This window comes from Klebsiella sp. BIGb0407 (assembly GCF_024807845.1).
Classification (GTDB): domain Bacteria; phylum Pseudomonadota; class Gammaproteobacteria; order Enterobacterales; family Enterobacteriaceae; genus JGM124.
In genome coordinates this window covers 92,254-109,269 of record NZ_JANUEQ010000009.1, presented here as the reverse complement: position 1 = coordinate 109,269, position 17,016 = coordinate 92,254, and the positions used below count along the sequence as shown (strand labels likewise).

17 protein-coding genes are annotated in these 17,016 nt (G+C 53.0%); 7 read left to right on the top strand and 10 right to left on the bottom strand.

Features of this window, described 5'->3' with window-relative positions:
- Positions 1-3 precede the first annotated feature (3 nt).
- The 7 genes from M2387_RS21830 to M2387_RS21800 form a co-directional block, all read right to left on the bottom strand.
- Positions 4-819, bottom strand: a complete 816-nt coding sequence (locus M2387_RS21830) for an ABC transporter permease (protein ID WP_259052618.1) — start codon at positions 817-819, stop codon at positions 4-6.
- A gap of 4 nt (positions 820-823) precedes the next feature.
- Positions 824-1,651, bottom strand: a complete 828-nt coding sequence (locus M2387_RS21825; RefSeq protein WP_259052616.1) for an ABC transporter ATP-binding protein — start codon at positions 1,649-1,651, stop codon at positions 824-826.
- Positions 1,648-2,562, bottom strand: a complete 915-nt coding sequence (locus tag M2387_RS21820) for an ABC transporter substrate-binding protein (protein WP_409040246.1) — start codon at positions 2,560-2,562, stop codon at positions 1,648-1,650. Before M2387_RS21820 ends, M2387_RS21825 begins: the two co-directional genes overlap by 4 nt.
- 82 nt (positions 2,563-2,644) lie before the next feature.
- Positions 2,645-3,520 carry a creatininase family protein gene (locus tag M2387_RS21815; RefSeq protein ID WP_259052614.1) on the bottom strand — a complete coding sequence of 292 codons (876 nt, stop codon included), beginning with the start codon at positions 3,518-3,520 and terminating at the stop codon, positions 2,645-2,647.
- Positions 3,521-3,549: 29 nt separating this feature from the next.
- Entirely contained in the window at positions 3,550-4,011 is a 462-nt protein-coding gene (locus M2387_RS21810; RefSeq protein WP_259052613.1) for a RidA family protein, read from the bottom strand.
- A complete protein-coding gene (locus M2387_RS21805) occupies positions 4,001-5,281 on the bottom strand; it encodes an amidohydrolase family protein (RefSeq protein ID WP_259052756.1) in 1,281 nt (426 codons plus the stop codon). Before M2387_RS21805 ends, M2387_RS21810 begins: the two co-directional genes overlap by 11 nt.
- 20 nt (positions 5,282-5,301) lie before the next feature.
- Entirely contained in the window at positions 5,302-6,276 is a 975-nt protein-coding gene (locus M2387_RS21800; RefSeq protein WP_310572795.1) for a PDR/VanB family oxidoreductase, read from the bottom strand.
- 202 nt (positions 6,277-6,478) lie between these two features.
- Between M2387_RS21800 and M2387_RS21795 the strand changes: the two genes are divergently transcribed.
- Entirely contained in the window at positions 6,479-7,402 is a 924-nt protein-coding gene (locus M2387_RS21795; protein ID WP_259052611.1) for a LysR family transcriptional regulator, read from the top strand.
- Here M2387_RS21795 and M2387_RS21790 read toward each other — a convergent pair.
- The 3 genes from M2387_RS21790 to M2387_RS21780 are packed head-to-tail and all read right to left on the bottom strand — an operon-like array spanning position 7,399 to position 11,167.
- A complete protein-coding gene (locus M2387_RS21790; protein WP_259052610.1) occupies positions 7,399-9,201 on the bottom strand; it encodes an ABC transporter ATP-binding protein in 1,803 nt (600 codons plus the stop codon). The two genes, M2387_RS21795 and M2387_RS21790, sit on opposite strands and share 4 nt — an antisense overlap.
- Entirely contained in the window at positions 9,198-10,973 is a 1,776-nt protein-coding gene (locus M2387_RS21785) for an ABC transporter ATP-binding protein (protein ID WP_259052609.1), read from the bottom strand. Before M2387_RS21785 ends, M2387_RS21790 begins: the two co-directional genes overlap by 4 nt.
- A gap of 41 nt (positions 10,974-11,014) precedes the next feature.
- Positions 11,015-11,167: a hypothetical protein gene (locus M2387_RS21780; RefSeq protein WP_259052608.1), complete on the bottom strand. Its 153-nt coding sequence runs from the start codon at positions 11,165-11,167 to the stop codon at positions 11,015-11,017.
- On the opposite strand from M2387_RS21780, the gene M2387_RS21775 reads away from it, so the two are divergent.
- The 6 genes from M2387_RS21775 (at position 11,142) to M2387_RS21750 (ending at position 16,916) form a co-directional block, all read left to right on the top strand.
- Complete coding sequence (locus tag M2387_RS21775; protein WP_259052605.1) at positions 11,142-12,110, top strand: helix-turn-helix domain-containing protein; 969 nt, start codon at positions 11,142-11,144, stop codon at positions 12,108-12,110. The genes M2387_RS21780 and M2387_RS21775 overlap by 26 nt on opposite strands.
- Positions 12,111-12,199: 89 nt before the next feature.
- The gene (locus M2387_RS21770; RefSeq protein ID WP_259052602.1) at positions 12,200-12,622 is read left to right on the top strand and encodes a hypothetical protein; all 423 of its coding nucleotides are present in this window, start codon (positions 12,200-12,202) and stop codon (positions 12,620-12,622) included.
- Positions 12,619-13,860 (top strand): MFS transporter, encoded by a 1,242-nt coding sequence (locus tag M2387_RS21765; protein ID WP_259052599.1) that lies wholly within the window; start codon positions 12,619-12,621, stop codon positions 13,858-13,860. The genes M2387_RS21770 and M2387_RS21765 overlap by 4 nt, the downstream gene beginning before the upstream one ends.
- A 123-nt stretch (positions 13,861-13,983) precedes the next feature.
- A complete protein-coding gene (locus M2387_RS21760) occupies positions 13,984-15,969 on the top strand; it encodes a TonB-dependent siderophore receptor (RefSeq protein ID WP_259052596.1) in 1,986 nt (661 codons plus the stop codon).
- 325 nt (positions 15,970-16,294) lie between these two features.
- The gene (locus M2387_RS21755) at positions 16,295-16,573 is read left to right on the top strand and encodes a type II toxin-antitoxin system HicA family toxin (protein WP_259052594.1); all 279 of its coding nucleotides are present in this window, start codon (positions 16,295-16,297) and stop codon (positions 16,571-16,573) included.
- Positions 16,566-16,916, top strand: coding sequence for a type II toxin-antitoxin system HicB family antitoxin (locus M2387_RS21750; RefSeq protein ID WP_259052593.1), 351 nt, complete (start codon positions 16,566-16,568; stop codon positions 16,914-16,916). Before M2387_RS21755 ends, M2387_RS21750 begins: the two co-directional genes overlap by 8 nt.
- Positions 16,917-17,016: the final 100 nt, after the last annotated feature.

The following is a 17,016-nucleotide window of genomic DNA, read 5'->3' as shown; positions in this document are numbered from 1 at the left end:
GGGTTAATGAGATTGTACGGTTTCGCTTTCATGCCAGGTGCCCAGAGCACGTTTCGAAATCCACGACATTGCGCCAAACAGTGCGATACCGGTGAGTGAAATTAACAGCAGGGCGGCAAACATCAGCGGGATATCCAACTGGTATCCGGCCTGCAATATTTGGTAGGCCAGACCCGTGTCCGTGCCGCCGGTGCCGGCAACAAATTCAGCCACTACGGCACCAATCAGCGACAGACCGCAGGAAATGCGCAGGGCACCGAAAAAATAGGGCAGGGCAGAAGGTATACGCAGACGCAGCAGAATTTGCAGGCGGCTGGCGTGATTAAGCTGGAAATAACTCAGCAGGCCAGGTGATACGCTGCGCAGCCCCTGGGTGGTATTGGAAATGATTGGGAATACCGCCATCAGCGTTGAGCACACCAGCAGCGATAGGGTGGTGTCCTTGACCCAGATAATAATCAGCGGTGCGATGGCGACAATCGGTGTGACCTGGAGTAGCACGATATATGGGAATATTGCGGTTTCAAAAAAACGGTTTTGCACCAGTATGAAAGCCACCAATGCGCCGATGACGATCGCCAGTAAAAATGAGATCAAGGTGATCTTTAGCGTAAACAGCAGCGACATCATCAGTGAACCGAAATTAGCCCACAGGCTTTGCAGCATCACGCCTGGCGAAGGCACCAGAAACTGGGGAATTTTGAAATAGGTTACCCAGCTCTGCCACAGGATGACCACCACAACGGCGACAACTAAGGGATACAGCACCTTAAGGAAGGTCTGGTTATTGACCCATGGAGCGGATTTTTGCGTTTGCATAGGGTTACTCCATACCGGATTGGCTGGCTTGCAGCAGGCTATCCTGCAACTGTTTCGCATAGCGTGAAAACGCCGGGCTGACGCGGAAATCCTCGTTGCGTGGGAAAGGTTCGGTAATCGCGATATCCTCCACCACTCGTCCAGGCCGGGCGGCCATCATCACCACCCTCTGGGAAAGAAATACCGCTTCGTGAATCGAGTGTGTGACGAATACCACGGTCAGTTCTTGCTCACGCCACAGGCGCAGCAGATCGCTATCGAGCTTATTGCGGGTTATTTCGTCCAGGGCACCAAAAGGCTCATCCATCAGCAACAGTTTCGGCCGGGTGACCAGACCGCGAGCAATCGAGACACGCATCTGCATGCCCCCTGATAGCTCACGCGGTAAGACTTGTGAAAATTTTTCCAGCCCTACCAGTTCAAGGGCTTCAGTGACGCGGGCATCGGCTTCACCGCGCGGGACACCGGCGAGATCCAGCGGTAAACGCACGTTATTCTGCACGTTACTCCAGGGCATCAGGGTCGCTTCCTGAAAGACAAATGACAGCGGGACCTGTGCTTTTTCACGGCTATCGTGCCGCCACAGCATTAGCTTGCCGTCGCTAGGCTCCGTCAGCCCGGCGACCATTTTTAACAGCGTACTTTTTCCACAACCCGAAGGACCGAGCAGGGTGACAAATTCACCCTGATTGATGGTCAGGTTGACCGGTAACAGAGCGCGTGTACCGTTGCTGTAAATTTTCTCCGCCGATAGCACTTCGATAGCGGGTTCAGGCTTAGGCTTGGTTGGACGGATGTCGCTCATCACCGTCAGTTTGGGGGCGGTATTCATGGCATAACCTTCGCATCTTTGATCATGTCGAGGGTGTAAGTCTGCTCAAACGGGACTTTATCCGCGTCGATCAGCTTATTTTTCACCAGCATTTCCCAGGTCTTTTTCAGGCGAGGTTCAGTAATGATGCCGATACCGCCCGTTTGTACATCACCGCCGGTGACCAGCTCATACTTCTTCATCTGGGCGATACCGAAAGCTATCTGATCGGCACCCATACGCGGGTTGGCTTTAACTATCAGTTCATTGCCAGCGGTCGGATCTTGCAAGTAGTCCTTCCAGCCCTGCATCGAGGCTTTTACAAAAGCAGCAACGGCTTCAGGGCGTTTTTTAACCGTGTCGGCCATGCAGATAATTGAGTTGCCGTATGGGGGATAACCCCAGTCGCTCAGCATATAGACATAGAACGGCTGGCCGCCTTTTTCGATAGCCAGAGGTTCGGAGGTGACATACCCCTGCTGAACCAGGTTCTTGTCGGCGAGGAAGGGTTGTACGCTAAAGGTATAGGGGCGGACCTTGGTATCTGCAAGCCCAAGCTCGGCCTTCGACCACGGCCAGAAAGATTTATAGGCTTCGGTGGCCAGCAGGAAGGTTTTGTCCTTCAGCTCTTGTGCATGTTCGACTTTGTCATGGCTGATAAATACCGTGGGTGAATGCTGGAACACCGTCGCGACGGTGACCGCATGCACGCCCGCCTGCCAGGTGCTCAGGGCCTGACCATTGTCACCGAGCGTACAGTCTGCCTGTCCGGCAGCCATTAATTGCATCACATTGACTTGCGGACCGCCCATTTTGATACTGACATCCAGGCCCGCATCTTTGTACAAGCCTTTCGCCTGCGCCTCGTAAAAGCCACCGTGCTCGGCCTGGGCATACCAGTTGGTCAGGAAAGTAAATTTCTCTTCCGCCATGGCGGTGGTGGACACGCCGGCTAAAATCAGGGAGAGCAGGGTATAAGTCGGTGCATATTGTCTTTTCATCGTCAAGATCCCGTTATTCAGAGGCAGAAGAAGGTGGAGTAAAATGGGTTTGTACAAAACCGTTCCAGTGGTGTTTTCCCCAGGTCGGTTCGCTGCGAACTATCCATTCCATCTGGTGTATTTCGGTAATCGCTTGCGCCCAGCTTGCCGCCAGTGAATCAAGGATTGCGTGTCCTTGTTCAGCGGTTGCAGCAGTCGGGTCGCCAATCACCCCACTCGGGCCAAAATCATAGGAAGCCCATGCGGCTACAGGACGGCCTGATGACAGCGTCGGGCAAGGGAATTCAGGGGGATAATTAATAACTGCGCGCTCCTGGTGGACAGACTCCGGTGCCAGCGCCAGCATCACCGCGGTTTCGCTGTGACCGGCGTGCATCGCCATTTTTTGCTCTTGTGCGCTGAGATACTGATTTTCCACATTCGGAACCCGGAAAACGTCGTGGGGGATCATTATCATGTCGCCATGGCGCAGACGCATTTCTCTTGAGGCCATTTGCAGTACCTGTGGCTGTCCGCCATGGCCGTTAATCATCAATAGTTTACGGAATCCGGCGCGATACAGAGACTCGGCAATTTCTAAAATAGTTTGCAGCAGCGTGTCGCCGGTTAGGGTCAGCGTGCCGGGAAAATTCAGATGCTCGTCAGACTTACCGTAAGTGATGGGCGGAATCGCATAGGCCGGAATTTCTTTGGGAAGCCGTGCCAGTGCATGCCCTGCCACTCCGGAGGAGATCACACTATCAACCGAGCACGGCAGATGCGGCCCGTGCTGCTCAATCGCACCGGTCGGCAGGACGATGACGGTATTCGCTTTATCTGGCATATCGGCAATCGCCGTCCAGCTCAGAAAAGGAAGAAAACGCTCTGCGGGAATATAACCGTTAATCATGCTGTGCCTCGTGGTCGGAGATTATTGGGTTAGCGGGACAGGGGTAGCCAGGCTGTGGCTTCCACTTCAATCAGAACTTCAGCGCTGGGGAGCATTTCACTGACCTGCACCACCGTGGAAACGGGCGGCTGTCCCGGATAAAAAAGCTTTCTGACCCGGCTGTAATAGGGGAAGTGGTCGAGATTGCGAAAATACTGCACCAGCTTGATGACATCGCTCATTTGCCCGCCAGCCTCTTCAATGGTGTGACGAATACTTTCGAGCACATACCAGCTCTGAGCCAGAATCGGCCCCTGCTTGGCATCGGTCGAGAATTCACCGGTTTCGCCCAGCAGCAGACGCGCCTCTGGGGGGATATCCTGAAAACCACGCACAATCGTTGCCGTCTGCGGGTTGACGGGAATGATGCCGGAAAGAAACACGAAGTCACCGGCGCGACGCCATGCGGCATATTTGGCGAGCGGTTTACCCGCGCCCATTTCAAGACTCATGGGATAACTCCTGATTCCAGGTACGTTGATGGGTGAGAATGCCCTGGTGAATAACCAGGCGTGCGGCGCTATGTAAAGGCCAGGTCAGGCTATCGCAGTCCGGGAAGATAACCAGGCTGGCATCGCGACCCGGCCTCAGTGGCTGAGCGGTTTGTGTCTCACCGGTGAGCGCGGTGACATCGCAAATCAGTCGTGATTGCTGGTCAAAGAGGTTATCCAGCTGAAGCGCGAACAGCGCGCAGCTCAGGGTATCCAGCGGGTCATAACTCCCTGCGGGGCAAAAGGCATCCTGCACATTATCGCAGCCGAGCAGCAGCGGAATGCCCGCCGCCTGCGCCTCTTTAAATAGCGTGATACCGCGCAGGCGGGGGGTACGACCGGTGACGGCATCCTGTAGCAGCAGGTTAGTCATCGGCAAGGCAATCAAGGTGACGCGCTGAGTCGCCAGCAAACTCATCACTTCCTGCGCCTGTTGCTCACTACCTGAGGCCAGGGCACAGCCATGGCTGCAACAGATATGACCGCTAAATTCATTCTCAGATAAGTAATGCGCCAGCCAGCTCAGGCCATGTGCTACGGGGGAAAGCTCTTCATCGATATGTAAATCCAGATTCAGCTGCCAGCGGGAGGCACTGCGCATCAGGTTTGTCATCGCCATAGGATCCCAGTTTGAAGAGTGGATAAACCCGCCCAGCAAACAGTGTTTTCCGCTTTCTGCCACCGTACGGGCAATGTTCTCAGCGGTGTCGGCGTCTTTGAACAGACCCAGCGGGAGTAATGCCACCCGCTCCAGGGTAACGCCAGGGGGCGCCATCTCTGCCAGCTCAGACCATGCCAGGGGAGGAGTGGCGTCGTACCAGTCAATATGGGTGCGTAAATGGGTCACGCCGTGAGCCGCTGCCCATGCCATTCCGCTACCGGCGCGCTGGCGAAGGTCAGCCGCCGTCCAGTGCTGCCTGTCCTGATGCAGAGTTTCAATCGCCGCCAGCAGGCCGGGTTTAGACGGACGACTACGGGCAATAGTAAAGGTTTTATCGAGATGGGCATGGGGTTCAACCAGCCCCGGTAGCGCCAGCGCACCGCCTGCATTCCACAGGTCGTCCTGGTGCGGTTCTGCGGGCAGCAGGGATAAAATTTTTCCCGCCTGAAAGCGCAAATCCGCTGTCACTGGCTCACCATTTTGTACTGGCCAGTTCACCGGTAATAACCAGGCCGGAAGGCGAAGATTAGCAATACCGTTAAGCGCTGAAGCAGGAGGAAGAATATTCATCATATGGCTCCGCGTTAACATTACAGGTCGAGGACCAGAACAGGGCTTTTCGATCGCGAACAGCACAGTGTTATCTGCGTATTCTCGGCTTTTTCTTCTGCGCTTAATACGCAGTCACGGTGATCGGGAATACCCTCGATAACCTCGGTAATACAGGAGCCACACATCCCCTGTTCGCACGACAACATAATATCGACCCTGGCAGATAATAAGACTTCGGCAATCGTCTGATGGGGGCTGACTAAATATCGCTGCCCGCTGGATTTCAGCTGAATATGAAATTCCGCATCGTTAGTTTCGTTATTCAAGAGCGTATTGCTGAAACGCTCAAACGATAATTGATTATTCTGCCAGTGATATTCCTGCATAATTTCTTCCAGGCGTTGAATAAATCCGTCCGGACCACAAGCCATTATCCGGGTATTCTCATCGGGCTGACATAAACTGAGCGGTATCTTATGGCGCAGGGAATCACCGGCGCGGCTATCATGCAAAAACACCTGTTTCTCTAATGCGGGTGCAGCTAAACGCGGCAGAAATGCAGTCTGCTGGCTGTCTGAAATAAAGTAATGCAATTCAAAGTCAATCTGTTGCCGGGCGAGCTGCTCCGCCATAGCCAGCAGGGGAGTGATACCAATACCCCCGGCAAACAGCAAATAGCGTCCCGCCGCGGGCATGGCAAAATGATTGCGTGGCGGTGAAATCGTCAGGCTATCACCAAGGCGAAAATGATGATGAATAAAGTGCGATCCGCCGCGAGAGTTTTCTGCCAGTTTCACACAGATTTCATAATATTCGCCGTTACTATTTTCACTACAAAGCGAATACTGACGCGGGCCAATTTCCGGAATATAAACGTCAATGTGCGCGCCGGGTAAATAGGCCGGTAATAATCCGCCATGCTGCGCAATAAGCTGCAGTGAAATATTCCCTGTGCCATTGATATCGACAGTTTTAATTGTGACAGGAATTAATCCGGCATCTTTCATGATTATTTACCGTATTTTCTGAGGAATTATTTATAAAAAGGGGAACAAACCTATTCGCGACTTCTGTCTTTATATAACGATGCAGAGTCGGCTAAATTAGTGGTGAAACGATTGTTCCCGTTGCAATGAAAGCTACATTATTGTTATAAAACCGTTGCGTCCAGAGCTTTGATTCGCACATCCCGTTGCAAAAAAGAGAGCACTCACTATGTTCGCATTTTCCCGGTTTCTGCTGTACTTCACTGAGGTTGCCCGCCAGGGCTCGTTTCGTAAGGCATCCGAGGTCTTGCATGTTGCCGCATCGTCCATCGACAGGCAGATATTGCGGGTTGAAAAAGAGCTCGCCATGCCGCTGTTTGAGCGGCACCCCACCGGGCTACGGCTGACCGCCGCCGGTGAGCTATTGCTCTATTCTGCCAATAACTGGAAAAAGGATTTCGTGCGGGTCTGCGAACAGCTTGACGACCTGCGTGGGCTGCGGCGAGGTCATGTCCGGATCGCCACCATCGACGCGATTAATCGACAATTTTTCTCAACCATGCTCAAAAAGGTGCATCAGGATTATCCCAATATTTCTTTTACCCTGACGACCATGAATAACGTGGATATTCAGCAGGCGCTGATATCGGGTGAGACGGACTTCGGGCTGATGCTTAACCCGCAAAGTTCGCGCGAATTGCAGGTACGGGCTTTTGCTGAAATTGAGTTGGGCATCGTGGTGCCGCAAGGGCATCCACTGGGTGAGCGAAGCGGTGTACGTTTCAATCAGTGTATGGAGTATCCGTTTATCCTGCCCGCCGCGCCGCTGATGCTGGCCGAGCCGGTACAGGCGCTGATCAATATCAATAGCGGCATGATTAACGAGGTCGCGACATCGAATAATATCCATATGATCCGATCCCTGGTCAGGGAGAAAATGGGGATCGGTATTCTCTGTCGGCTCGATATTATGGATGAGATAGAAAGCGGCGAACTACAGTTTGTTCCCCTGACGGATCCGCAGCTAAAAACCTTCACCCTTTCGCTGTGCGTTTCTCCTTCCCGGCAGCTGTCTCTGGCTGCTTCTATGATGTTGAAACAGCTAGAGTTATTATTCAGTCAGATTCAGATCCCGGGTCAGGAACAGCCTTAAATTGCACAATTCTGGTGCTTTTCGCTCGCTGACGAATCAAAAGTTTCAAGGTGAGCTGTCCAGAGTGAACGATAGCGACCTTCAACCGCCAGTAACTGCGGATGGGTTCCCTGTTGCGATATCGCGCCTTGTTCCAGCACCAGAATCTGCTCTGCACCGACAATTGTCGACAGACGATGGGCAATCACGATAACCGTTTTGTTCTTCACCAGGCTGTCGATTGCCCGCTGTACCGCCCGTTCGCTTTCGGTATCCAGGGCGGCGGTCGGTTCATCGAGGATCACGATCGGCGCATTTTTTAATAAGGCGCGGGCAATCGACAGACGCTGGCGTTCCCCCCCTGAAAGCCGGCTGCCCAGTTCCCCTAATGGCGTATGCCAGCCCTGGGGAAGCGCCTGAATAAACGCCAGGCATTGTGCGGCCGCGGCGGCTTGTTCTATCTCTTCATCGCGGGCATTGGGCTTTGCCATGCGAATATTGGCCAGTACCGTATCGTCGAATAACCAGACTTCTTGAAACACCACTGAAATCAGCTTATTCAGCTCTGCGGTGGGTATATGGCGAATATCAACTCCGCCTATCAGCACGCGACCTTGCTGCGGATCCGCATGGCGCATTAGCAGTCGGGTGACCGTCGTTTTTCCTGAACCTGACGGCCCGACCAGGGCAGTCATTCCCCGTTCGGGGATCAGAATATCAGCCTGTTCCAGCACCGCTTCAGCCTGGTCCGCGTAACGAAAACTGACCCGCTCAAAAGTTATCTCAAACTGGCTGGGGATTTGATGCGGTTGTTCGATGGTAAGTGGCTGGACAGCCAGTAACTCATCGATACGGCGTAAAGCGGAATTAATCAGCTCCAGCACCGCGGTATAGCTAACAAAGGTTGCCAGCGGCTCGGAAAAACGCACCACAATCACCATCATCGCGGCTATAACGGGGATATCCCAGCTACCCGATACCACGCCACCGACTCCTAAGACTAATACTGCCTGAAGACCCAGTTCCACCACGCTTGCAATAATCGTTGAAGGTCTGGACCCCTTATGATGAGAGGCGGTTTGTATTTGCTCTAAGCGCGCGAATTGCTGGCGTAAAGCTGCCGTACTTTCCGTTTGCGGGCAGTGGGTTCTGAGCACTGCCAGCCCCTGCACATATTCAACAATACTGGCGCTGGTTTGCTGATTAGCCTCTGCCAGCTGTTGCATGGTGCGGGCAAATACCGGGCGTCGCCAGTGATAGAGCAGAGCAATCAGCGGAAACAGTAACAGCAGGCTAAGCCCAAGCTGCCACTGTAGCCAGAGCATCACCAGGGTAACCACCAGCGGGGTAATGATAGCCAGCAACAGCTGGTTGATAATCGCCAGCATATAATTCAGATTTTCATCCACACTGCTAAGTAACAAAGCGTTGATCTCCCCGGTGCGGGTCGATTGCAGAGTGGTTAATGGCATACGGCGCAGCTGTTCTCCCAGCCGCATTCGCAGCTCATGGGTGGCGGTGGCAAGCTGCCCGCGGTACTCAAAGCCCTGGCCATACCAGCGTAACGCCAGGGTGAGTACGCTCAGTATTGTCATCACCGCCAGCCAGAGCAGAGCATCGCTATTGAGAGGGCGTGAAAAGGCATTAATCACCGGGAACAGGCAAGCCAGTGCCAGCCCCTGAGTTATCGCCGCAGCCAGCAGGCTTAAACAGCAGCGGCGAAAAACCCCGGCCTGTGAACCTGTGGCGCGTTCCAGCTGACGCCAGCTGAAACAGAAAGCAGTCACTGGCTTGACAATAAGCGTGCGGATTCTATTCATAAAACGGCCTCTTTCGGTTCACTGCCTACTGACCAGCGCTGAGCCTGCTGATAATGTTGCCATAGCTCGCTATAACGCCCTCGTGCCGCCAGTAGGTCGTCATGACGCCCGCTCTCGCTGAGTTTGCCGTTATCAAAAACCAGAATCTGGTCGGCATGGCGGATGGTTGAGAGGCGATGAGCGACCATAATTACGGTTTTGTTTTTCATCAGGCTGGCCAGGGCGGTGAGTAAAGCGGCTTCGTTTTCGGCATCAGCAAACGCCGTGGGTTCATCCAGCACCAGGATCGGTCGGTTATGCAGCAGGGCGCGGGCAATCGCAATACGCTGACGCTGACCACCGGAAAGGAATAGCCCACGCTCACCAGCAGGCGTGTCGTAACCCTGAGGAAGAGCCATAATAAAGTCATGTGCCTGGGCTATTTTTGCCACAGCGATAACCTCATCGAGGCTTTTTTCCGGGAGCCCAAGGCGGATATTATTGGCGATGGTGTCGGCAAACAGAAAGGCGTCCTGAAATACAAAAGAGACCTGCTGCATTAGCGTGGTGGTTTTCATCTCGCGGATATCCACACCACCCAGTAAAATTTGCCCTGAGGTGACATCCTGAAAACGTGGGATCAATCGAGCTACTGTGGATTTTCCGGCCCCCGATGAACCCACCAGCGCAGTAAATGACCCGGCAGGTACCTGAAAGCTGACATCGTCCAGTGCCCTGGCCTCAGTATCGGATGAATAACAGAAACTGACCTCTTCAAAGGTCAGGCTGGCATCACGAGGTGAGTTATCCGTCTGCGTTTCCGGAAGGGGATCCAGGCTCAAGACATCCTGAATACGGGCAATGCTCAGCCGGGTTTTACTCACCATATGATTGAGCGCCATCATCGGCATAATGGCTTCAGCCATGCCATTACCGAGCAACAACACGGCCAGCCATAGGCTGAAATTGAATTCGCCGCTGGTGCTAAAAATATATATCGCCCAGCACAACGCCAGCAGCGTCGGCAGAGGGTTTAAAATAGCGAACGAGAAACGGGCTGAAAATCCGGCCTGCTGATACCAGCGGGTCAGCACCTGATGATAGTTTTCCAGCGCCTGCTGATAACGGCTAAAGGTCGTGGCGCCGGTATCGAAAGTTCGTACCACAGGCATGGCTTGCACAAATTCAATCACTGCGCTGCTCACCTGTTCCCGCGCCTCGTTATAACGCTGGTTCATCTCACCACCGTTACGCATCGCCAGCATTAAAACCACCGCACCGATGACCAGTACCAGTAAGGCGACGATCGCCAGACGCCAGTCCAGCCAGAATAACAGCACCCCACTGCACAGGGGGGCGACAAAAGCGCGGGCATACAGCGGGGTGCTGTCGGCGACGAATAAATGCAGCGACTTAACATCGTCCTGGATAATTTTCGTGAGCGGGCCTGCCCCCAGGCGCTGGACTTCGTTTAACGGAATTTGCGCCAACTTTTCAGCCAGCTGGCTGCGGATCTGGTTTTCCAGGCGAAATGCCGCGTAGTGCGACTGATTAAACGCCTGTAAACGTAACAGATAACTCAGGCACAGGCAGAGAATCGCCGTGCTTATCGGAACGACAGGCCAGGCGGTGGGGTTCAGGCTTAAAGCGTGCAAACTCCAGGCCAGTGCCAGTAAAAAGGCAATACCGGCGATGACCGATAATCCGGAAAGACACATCGCTATTCGCACCTGTCCGCGAACCGGATACATAATGTGCCAGGAGCGATTTTCAGGCGTTGCAGATTGAGGCATAAGGGGTCGGTTCTCCTTCCTGACCGTCATTTTAGTGGGGTTTAATTCAGCTCGACGGCACTGGCAAAGTCGGTAATAATAACTATTCTCAATTGACGCTCTACCCCATTTGAGCCGATTTCAACCCGGATCCGTTTCGGGTTTCTGTCATCATCAGGAGTCAGCCCATTGAACGTCTCGCCAGAAAAATCCATCACTTCCCCTGAAGTCAGTATTTCCAATCTGATTACTGAGTTTCATCGCGCACAGCTGAGCAGCGATGCTGACTGTAGCCTGATGCGCGCGACGTTACAGGAAGGTCTCGATGTGCTGGTATGGCGTGGGCAGTTCCGACAGCCAACGACGATGCATTTGCGTGATGACTGGGGGCGAATCAACTTTTCCTGTTCATTGCAGGGTGATTCTCAGTTCAAGTTAAAAGGCTATAACGAACGGGAACATGAGCTGAAACAGGGAGCTGGGTGTATCAACTTTACCCCTGACTGCCAGGGAACCTCCTCTTATGCGGGGGAGTTTGAGAGCGTCACGATATCGCTAAGCCCTGAACGGCTGGCAGGCTGGGTACCTGAACTGTCGGGTAAACTGCAACAACAGCTGGACACTGGTCGGCTGTATACGGGCTGCGAATGTAATGCCGAAATGCGCGCCACGGCACAGGTATTAAGCCATGCCCTCGCGGGCCTGGTACAGACTCCCACCGCCAGTGAAGGGCGTCATATGCCATTATGGTTATTAGGCCAGAGTATGGTTATGGTGAGCCTGGCGCTGGCCGGGCAGGATGGGACTCCTGCTATAACGGAAACGCTGAACCTGGCGGACAGGAAGAAACTACAGCGTGCCAAAGACCTGCTGCTGGCCGACCTGTCACAAGCTCCCACAATAGCCATGCTCTCCAGAGAGAGCGGATTAAGCGTGCTGAAGCTAAAACGTGGCTTCCGACAGCTGTTTGATAACAGTATTTATGGTCTGTTTCAAAGCGAGCGTATGCATGAGGCAAGACGCCGACTGTTTGCCACCGGAGCGCCGGTAATGGTGGTGGCAGCCGATTTGGGTTACACCAATGCCAGCCATTTTAGCGCTGCATTTCAGAAGCAATTCGGCGTGACGCCTTCGGCGTTTAAACGGCTGCATATTTAGCCCGATACGGGTATAAACAGACTGGATCCGGGTTGTAAGATAACGGTGAATGATTATCATTTCCTTTATTTGCTAGTGAAGGAAATACCATGTCTGAGTCTTATACCCCGGTACTTCAATTTATCGATACTCAGGCCTGGCCTGAGGTGCGATTATCGATGCCAGAGCAGATCCCGGATACTCAAGCTGAAAGTTATATGGCACAAATAGCAGAGCTCTACGCCAGAGCGCAGCGCTTTGTGCTGTATATGACCGGGTCTGATTTACCGCATCATTCACCGGTTTTTATGAACCGCTATCTGCAGTGGACACGCGATAATGTGAGCCTGCAACAGCGCTATTGCGCAGGGGCGATCCGTATTGAAGCGGATGATGCCCGCCGGGAGAAATATCAGCAATGGGCGCAGAATCTGGCCCAGTCAGGGCAGTCCCCTTATGGCTATTTTGTGGTCGCGACGAGAGCGGAAGCCCATGCTTTGGCTGCAAGATTGCTGGATAACCCACCATCATGAAGCACTACTTACCCTACTGGTGTTTTTATCTTCATCAGGGAATGATCACCGCCCTGGTGATGCAGGGCGTCGCCGGTTATTTCCGCCATGCGGGTTTAGACCTGGCGCAGTTAAGCTGGCTGTCACTCAGTTTCTTGCCGTGGATAGCTAAATTTCTCTGGGCTCCCTGGGGGGAGCGTCATGCGATTCCACTGCGGGGTAATCCCTATTTAGGCAGCCTGGTATTGTTACAGCTGGCGATGGCTGTAATGCTGGTGGTCACCGGTATGCTTTCCCCTGAAGGGTCGCTGGTAGCGATGATCCTGATGCTGATGTTACTGGTGATGCTCTCCGCGAGCCACGATATCTATGCCGATGGAATTACGATTTGTACCACCACCGCTTCTGGCCGCCCGCTGGCGAATATGGCGCAGGTGGGAGGTAGCTATCTTGGTATCCTGTTCGGTTCTTTTGCCTTTCTGAGCATCACCGAGTGGGCAGGGTGGCGCAGTGGTTTTATCGCCCTGGCGCTTCTTTCACTGCTGATGCTTATCCCGCCGCTCTGTTTTACCCGACCTTCGCTCGGGCTTGCAGATACTGTAGCTAAGCGCCCGGCCCTGAACTGGATGACAGTGAAAACGCTCTGGCCAGTGCTGGCCTTTACCGCCATTTTCTATCTGGCGATGCGCGGCATGATGGCATTGCAGACGGTAATGCTGATAGATCAAAAGCTCAGCCTGAGCGAGCTGGGGCTGATTATGACCCTCTACAGTACCTTCGTCAGTATGGCCGGAATTATGCTGGCGACCTATCTGATCCGCCGTTTCGGGGCAGTACGCTGCCTGCTCCCCGTGATGGTCACCCATGCCCTGCTGGCAATCGTGCTGGCGACAGGTTACTCATGGTGGTCATTAACCGCCTGGATAGTATTATTTGGCGTGGTTAACCTTGCGGGCGCTATCGGTTTTGTCACCCTCTACAATGTGCTGATGGGCTTAGTGCGTCCTCATCAACCCGCCTCTGATTATGCCCTGTTTCAGTCCACCGATGCCGCTGTGGCAATGATAGTCTCGCTGGCGGCATTGCAGTTTGCCTATCACACCAACTATCACACTACGCTTGCGGTTTTAGCCGCAATTGCGGTGATTTGCCTGTGGCCTGCCAGACGACTCGGCCGGCGTATCTTTGCGGACTATCACGAGGCATTGAATAACCCTGACGAGCACCCAGAGAACAGGCTGGATCCGGGGAGAAATTGAACCGATACGGGTAGCTCAATAAATGAAAACAATTATCATTTAACTTTCTTGATTCTCGGTGTTATGGCGGTTTCTGGGTGTGATTAAAACCGTCATCTGTTCACGTCTTTCATGGGTTTAATAATGAAAATAACCATACTTTATCCACTCGCCCTGACCGGTATTGTGCTTTCATCCCCGGCGTTTGCCGCCGAGGAAGATACGATAATTGTTTCTGCCAGCAAACAGTCCAGCTATTCAGCTTCGGCGAATAACGTCTCTGCCACCAAAGTCAGTGAAGCAGAGCTTAAAGATGCGGGCGTAACCAGCACTGATAAACTGACCCGGGTCCTGCCAGGCCTGAATATGGCGAATAACGGCAGCCTGTTATTCCCGTCGATTTCATTACGTGGCGTCTCCTCAGCCCAGGATTTCTATAGCCCGGCCACCACCCTCTATGTTGATGGCGTACCCCAGCTGGCAACCTATACGGTACAACAGCTTTCTGACGTATCGAGCGTTGAGATGCTGCGCGGTCCGCAGGGAACGCTATACGGTAAAAGTGCCCAGGGTGGGATTATCAACATTGTTAGCCAGCAACCAGACAGTACGCCGAGGGGCTATATTGAGGGCGGTGTGACCAGCCGCGAGGGCTATCACGGCAAAATTAATCTCAGTGGCCCGATACAGGATGGCTTGTTATACGGCAGCGTAACCTTGCTGCGTCAGGTGGATAACGGCTCGATGACTAACCCGGCCACCGGCAGCAGTAATCTGGGGGGAACCAAAGCCAATGTCGGCAATATTCGCCTGCGTTTAGCGCCTGACGGCCAGCCCTGGGAAACCAGCCTGGCGATTACCGAAGATTGCACCCGTGCCACCCAGGATACTTATCTGCCTTTTGATCAGGTTGATGGTCGTACCCTGGAAATTGCACCCGGTTCACCGGATCCTAAGTTAAAACGCTGCACCCACAGCCAGGCAATGAGCGGTAAATACACCACCGATAACTGGGTCTTCAGCCTGGTTGGTGCCTGGCAGCAGCAGAACTACGAACGTACCTTCCCGAACAGTACCTTAATCGCCGATATGCCAGAGCGCTGGAATCAGGATGTCCAGGAACTACGCGCGGCGACTTATGGCGGCGGACGTAGCGTCGATATGGTGTTTGGTCTCTATCGCCAGAATACCCGTGAGAAGCTGGACCTGACTTACAGCATGGGTGGGATGCCTGTGATGCAAACTCAGGCCAATACCGCGCAGGAAACCCTGGCGGCATACAGCGATTTAACCTGGCACCTTGATGATCGTATTGATCTCGGCGCGGGGTTACGTGTCTCACACGATAAGGCTAATACCCGCTATAACAGCACGCAGTCGAGTGACAGTGATGATCAAGTACTGGGACAACTGTCAGCCAGCTATCTGCTCAATGAAGACTGGCGTATCTATACCCGCGTGGCTCAGGGCTATAAGCCAGCAGGGTTTAGCTACTTTCCAGCGAGCGGGACTCAGGCTGCCCCTTATGAAGCTGAAAAATCGATTAACTATGAAATTGGTTCCCGTTATCAGCACGATGAGATTCAGTTGCAGGGGGCTCTGTTCCATACCCACACCAGAAATATGCAGCTCTACTCTGGCCCGGTTGGCATGCAGACCCTGAGCAATGCGGGTAGTGCTGATGCCAGCGGTGTCGAGATGATGCTGAAATGGCAGTTTATGCCAGCCTGGTCCTGGGATATTAATGGCACTTATGTGCGGGCAGAATTTACCGACAGTAGCGAGAGCTATGCCGATAAACGCGTGCCGTTCGTTCCTCGTTATAACGCCGGGACCAGTATCAATGGGATTATCGATACTGAAATAGGGCCTTTAATGCCACGCGTCGGCTTAAATGTTGTCGGGCCGCATTACTTTGATGGCGATAACGCTCTGCGTCAGGGAACCTATAGCACCACGGATTTACGTCTTGGCTGGCAGGCCACTGAGCGCGTGAATATTGCCGGTTATGTCGATAACCTGTTTGATACCCGCTACCGTACCTTTGGTTTTATGAGCGGGACTAGCGGTTATGCCCAGGTCAATAACGGGCGTACTGTTGGCGTCGATGTACGGGTAGATCTGTTCTGATCTTCTTGATGTGAAAGTAATAACTCTGATCCTGGTACTGGGAATGAACAGTACCAGGATTTTTTTCGGTGACGTTCCCCCCCCTTTTTTTGCAAAAAGCTCCTTCATCGCATGATTTCCAGACTGACTTCAGCAAAACGTTTTTCCAGTCGACTCTTTGCATCTTCAACCTTCATGCTTCAGTGGACACCAGCAATTACCCCGGCGGCTCAAACTTTGTTTTTTAAAGTTTCACCCATTCTCGACCCCTGGTGACGTCATATATTGACGTCAATGTGAGGCAAGGATAATATGACGTCATAAAGTGACGCTACTGGATGTAGGAATGATTAAGCTTAAGGATCTGAGCGGGAGGCATCGCAAAACGTTTGATGACGTTATGACGGTTCCACCTAAGCCAGGTATCAAATGGGCTGATGTTGTCAGCCTCATAAACTACCTGGGTGGAAAAGTGAAAAACGGGAATGGATCCCGACGCCGCTTTGTTTTATCGGGGACTCTCTATTTAACCCATCAACCGCACCCAGGTAACGAGATGGACAAAGGCGCGGTTGTTGGGTTGCGTGAGTGGTTAGAAAATTCAGTAGGGGTAAACTATGAATAAGACCAACAACATTATGATGATCAAAGGCCAGCCCGCTATGGTGACCTTTGAAGCAGAAATTGGCGCGTTTCGCGGTAAATTTCTTAATGTTAACGGCTACTGTGATTTCGTTGCTGATAGTATCAATGGTCTGTATCAGGAGGGGGAGACTTCTCTAACTGAGTATCTTCGGGACTGTGAAGAAGAAGGTATCAAGCCGTTCCGTGAGGACGAGCAGGAGCGTTTGACCGTTCGCGTATCAGGTCGCCTTGGATCTCGTCTTGCCGCAGCAGCTAAGCAGCATTCAATTTCTAAAAATCAGCTAATTGTCGAAGTATTGGAGCGAGAATTTGCTTTGACGTAATGAAATATCAATTTAGGGAAGGCCGCAGTGCGTAATGCCGATCGGTTAAGCCTGAAATAATCGGTTGAACGAGCCGATGGCTGTGTAAGAATCCGGTAAT

What these genes read in the sequence shown, in the direction of transcription:
- M2387_RS21830 (WP_259052618.1), bottom strand. Translation starts at nt 819, where the DNA reads ATGCAAACGCAAAAATCCGCTCCATGGGTCAATAACCAGACCTTCCTT.
- M2387_RS21825 (WP_259052616.1), bottom strand. Translation starts at nt 1,651, where the DNA reads ATGAATACCGCCCCCAAACTGACGGTGATGAGCGACATCCGTCCAACC.
- M2387_RS21820 (WP_409040246.1), bottom strand. Translation starts at nt 2,562, where the DNA reads ATGGCGGAAGAGAAATTTACTTTCCTGACCAACTGGTATGCCCAGGCC.
- M2387_RS21815 (WP_259052614.1), bottom strand. Translation starts at nt 3,520, where the DNA reads ATGATTAACGGTTATATTCCCGCAGAGCGTTTTCTTCCTTTTCTGAGC.
- M2387_RS21810 (WP_259052613.1), bottom strand. Translation starts at nt 4,011, where the DNA reads ATGAGTCTTGAAATGGGCGCGGGTAAACCGCTCGCCAAATATGCCGCA.
- M2387_RS21805 (WP_259052756.1), bottom strand. Translation starts at nt 5,281, where the DNA reads ATGAATATTCTTCCTCCTGCTTCAGCGCTTAACGGTATTGCTAATCTT.
- M2387_RS21795 (WP_259052611.1), top strand. Translation starts at nt 6,479, where the DNA reads ATGTTCGCATTTTCCCGGTTTCTGCTGTACTTCACTGAGGTTGCCCGC.
- M2387_RS21790 (WP_259052610.1), bottom strand. Translation starts at nt 9,201, where the DNA reads ATGAATAGAATCCGCACGCTTATTGTCAAGCCAGTGACTGCTTTCTGT.
- M2387_RS21785 (WP_259052609.1), bottom strand. Translation starts at nt 10,973, where the DNA reads ATGCCTCAATCTGCAACGCCTGAAAATCGCTCCTGGCACATTATGTAT.
- M2387_RS21780 (WP_259052608.1), bottom strand. Translation starts at nt 11,167, where the DNA reads ATGGATTTTTCTGGCGAGACGTTCAATGGGCTGACTCCTGATGATGAC.
- M2387_RS21770 (WP_259052602.1), top strand. Translation starts at nt 12,200, where the DNA reads ATGTCTGAGTCTTATACCCCGGTACTTCAATTTATCGATACTCAGGCC.
- M2387_RS21765 (WP_259052599.1), top strand. Translation starts at nt 12,619, where the DNA reads ATGAAGCACTACTTACCCTACTGGTGTTTTTATCTTCATCAGGGAATG.
- M2387_RS21760 (WP_259052596.1), top strand. Translation starts at nt 13,984, where the DNA reads ATGAAAATAACCATACTTTATCCACTCGCCCTGACCGGTATTGTGCTT.
- M2387_RS21755 (WP_259052594.1), top strand. Translation starts at nt 16,295, where the DNA reads ATGATTAAGCTTAAGGATCTGAGCGGGAGGCATCGCAAAACGTTTGAT.
- M2387_RS21750 (WP_259052593.1), top strand. Translation starts at nt 16,566, where the DNA reads ATGAATAAGACCAACAACATTATGATGATCAAAGGCCAGCCCGCTATG.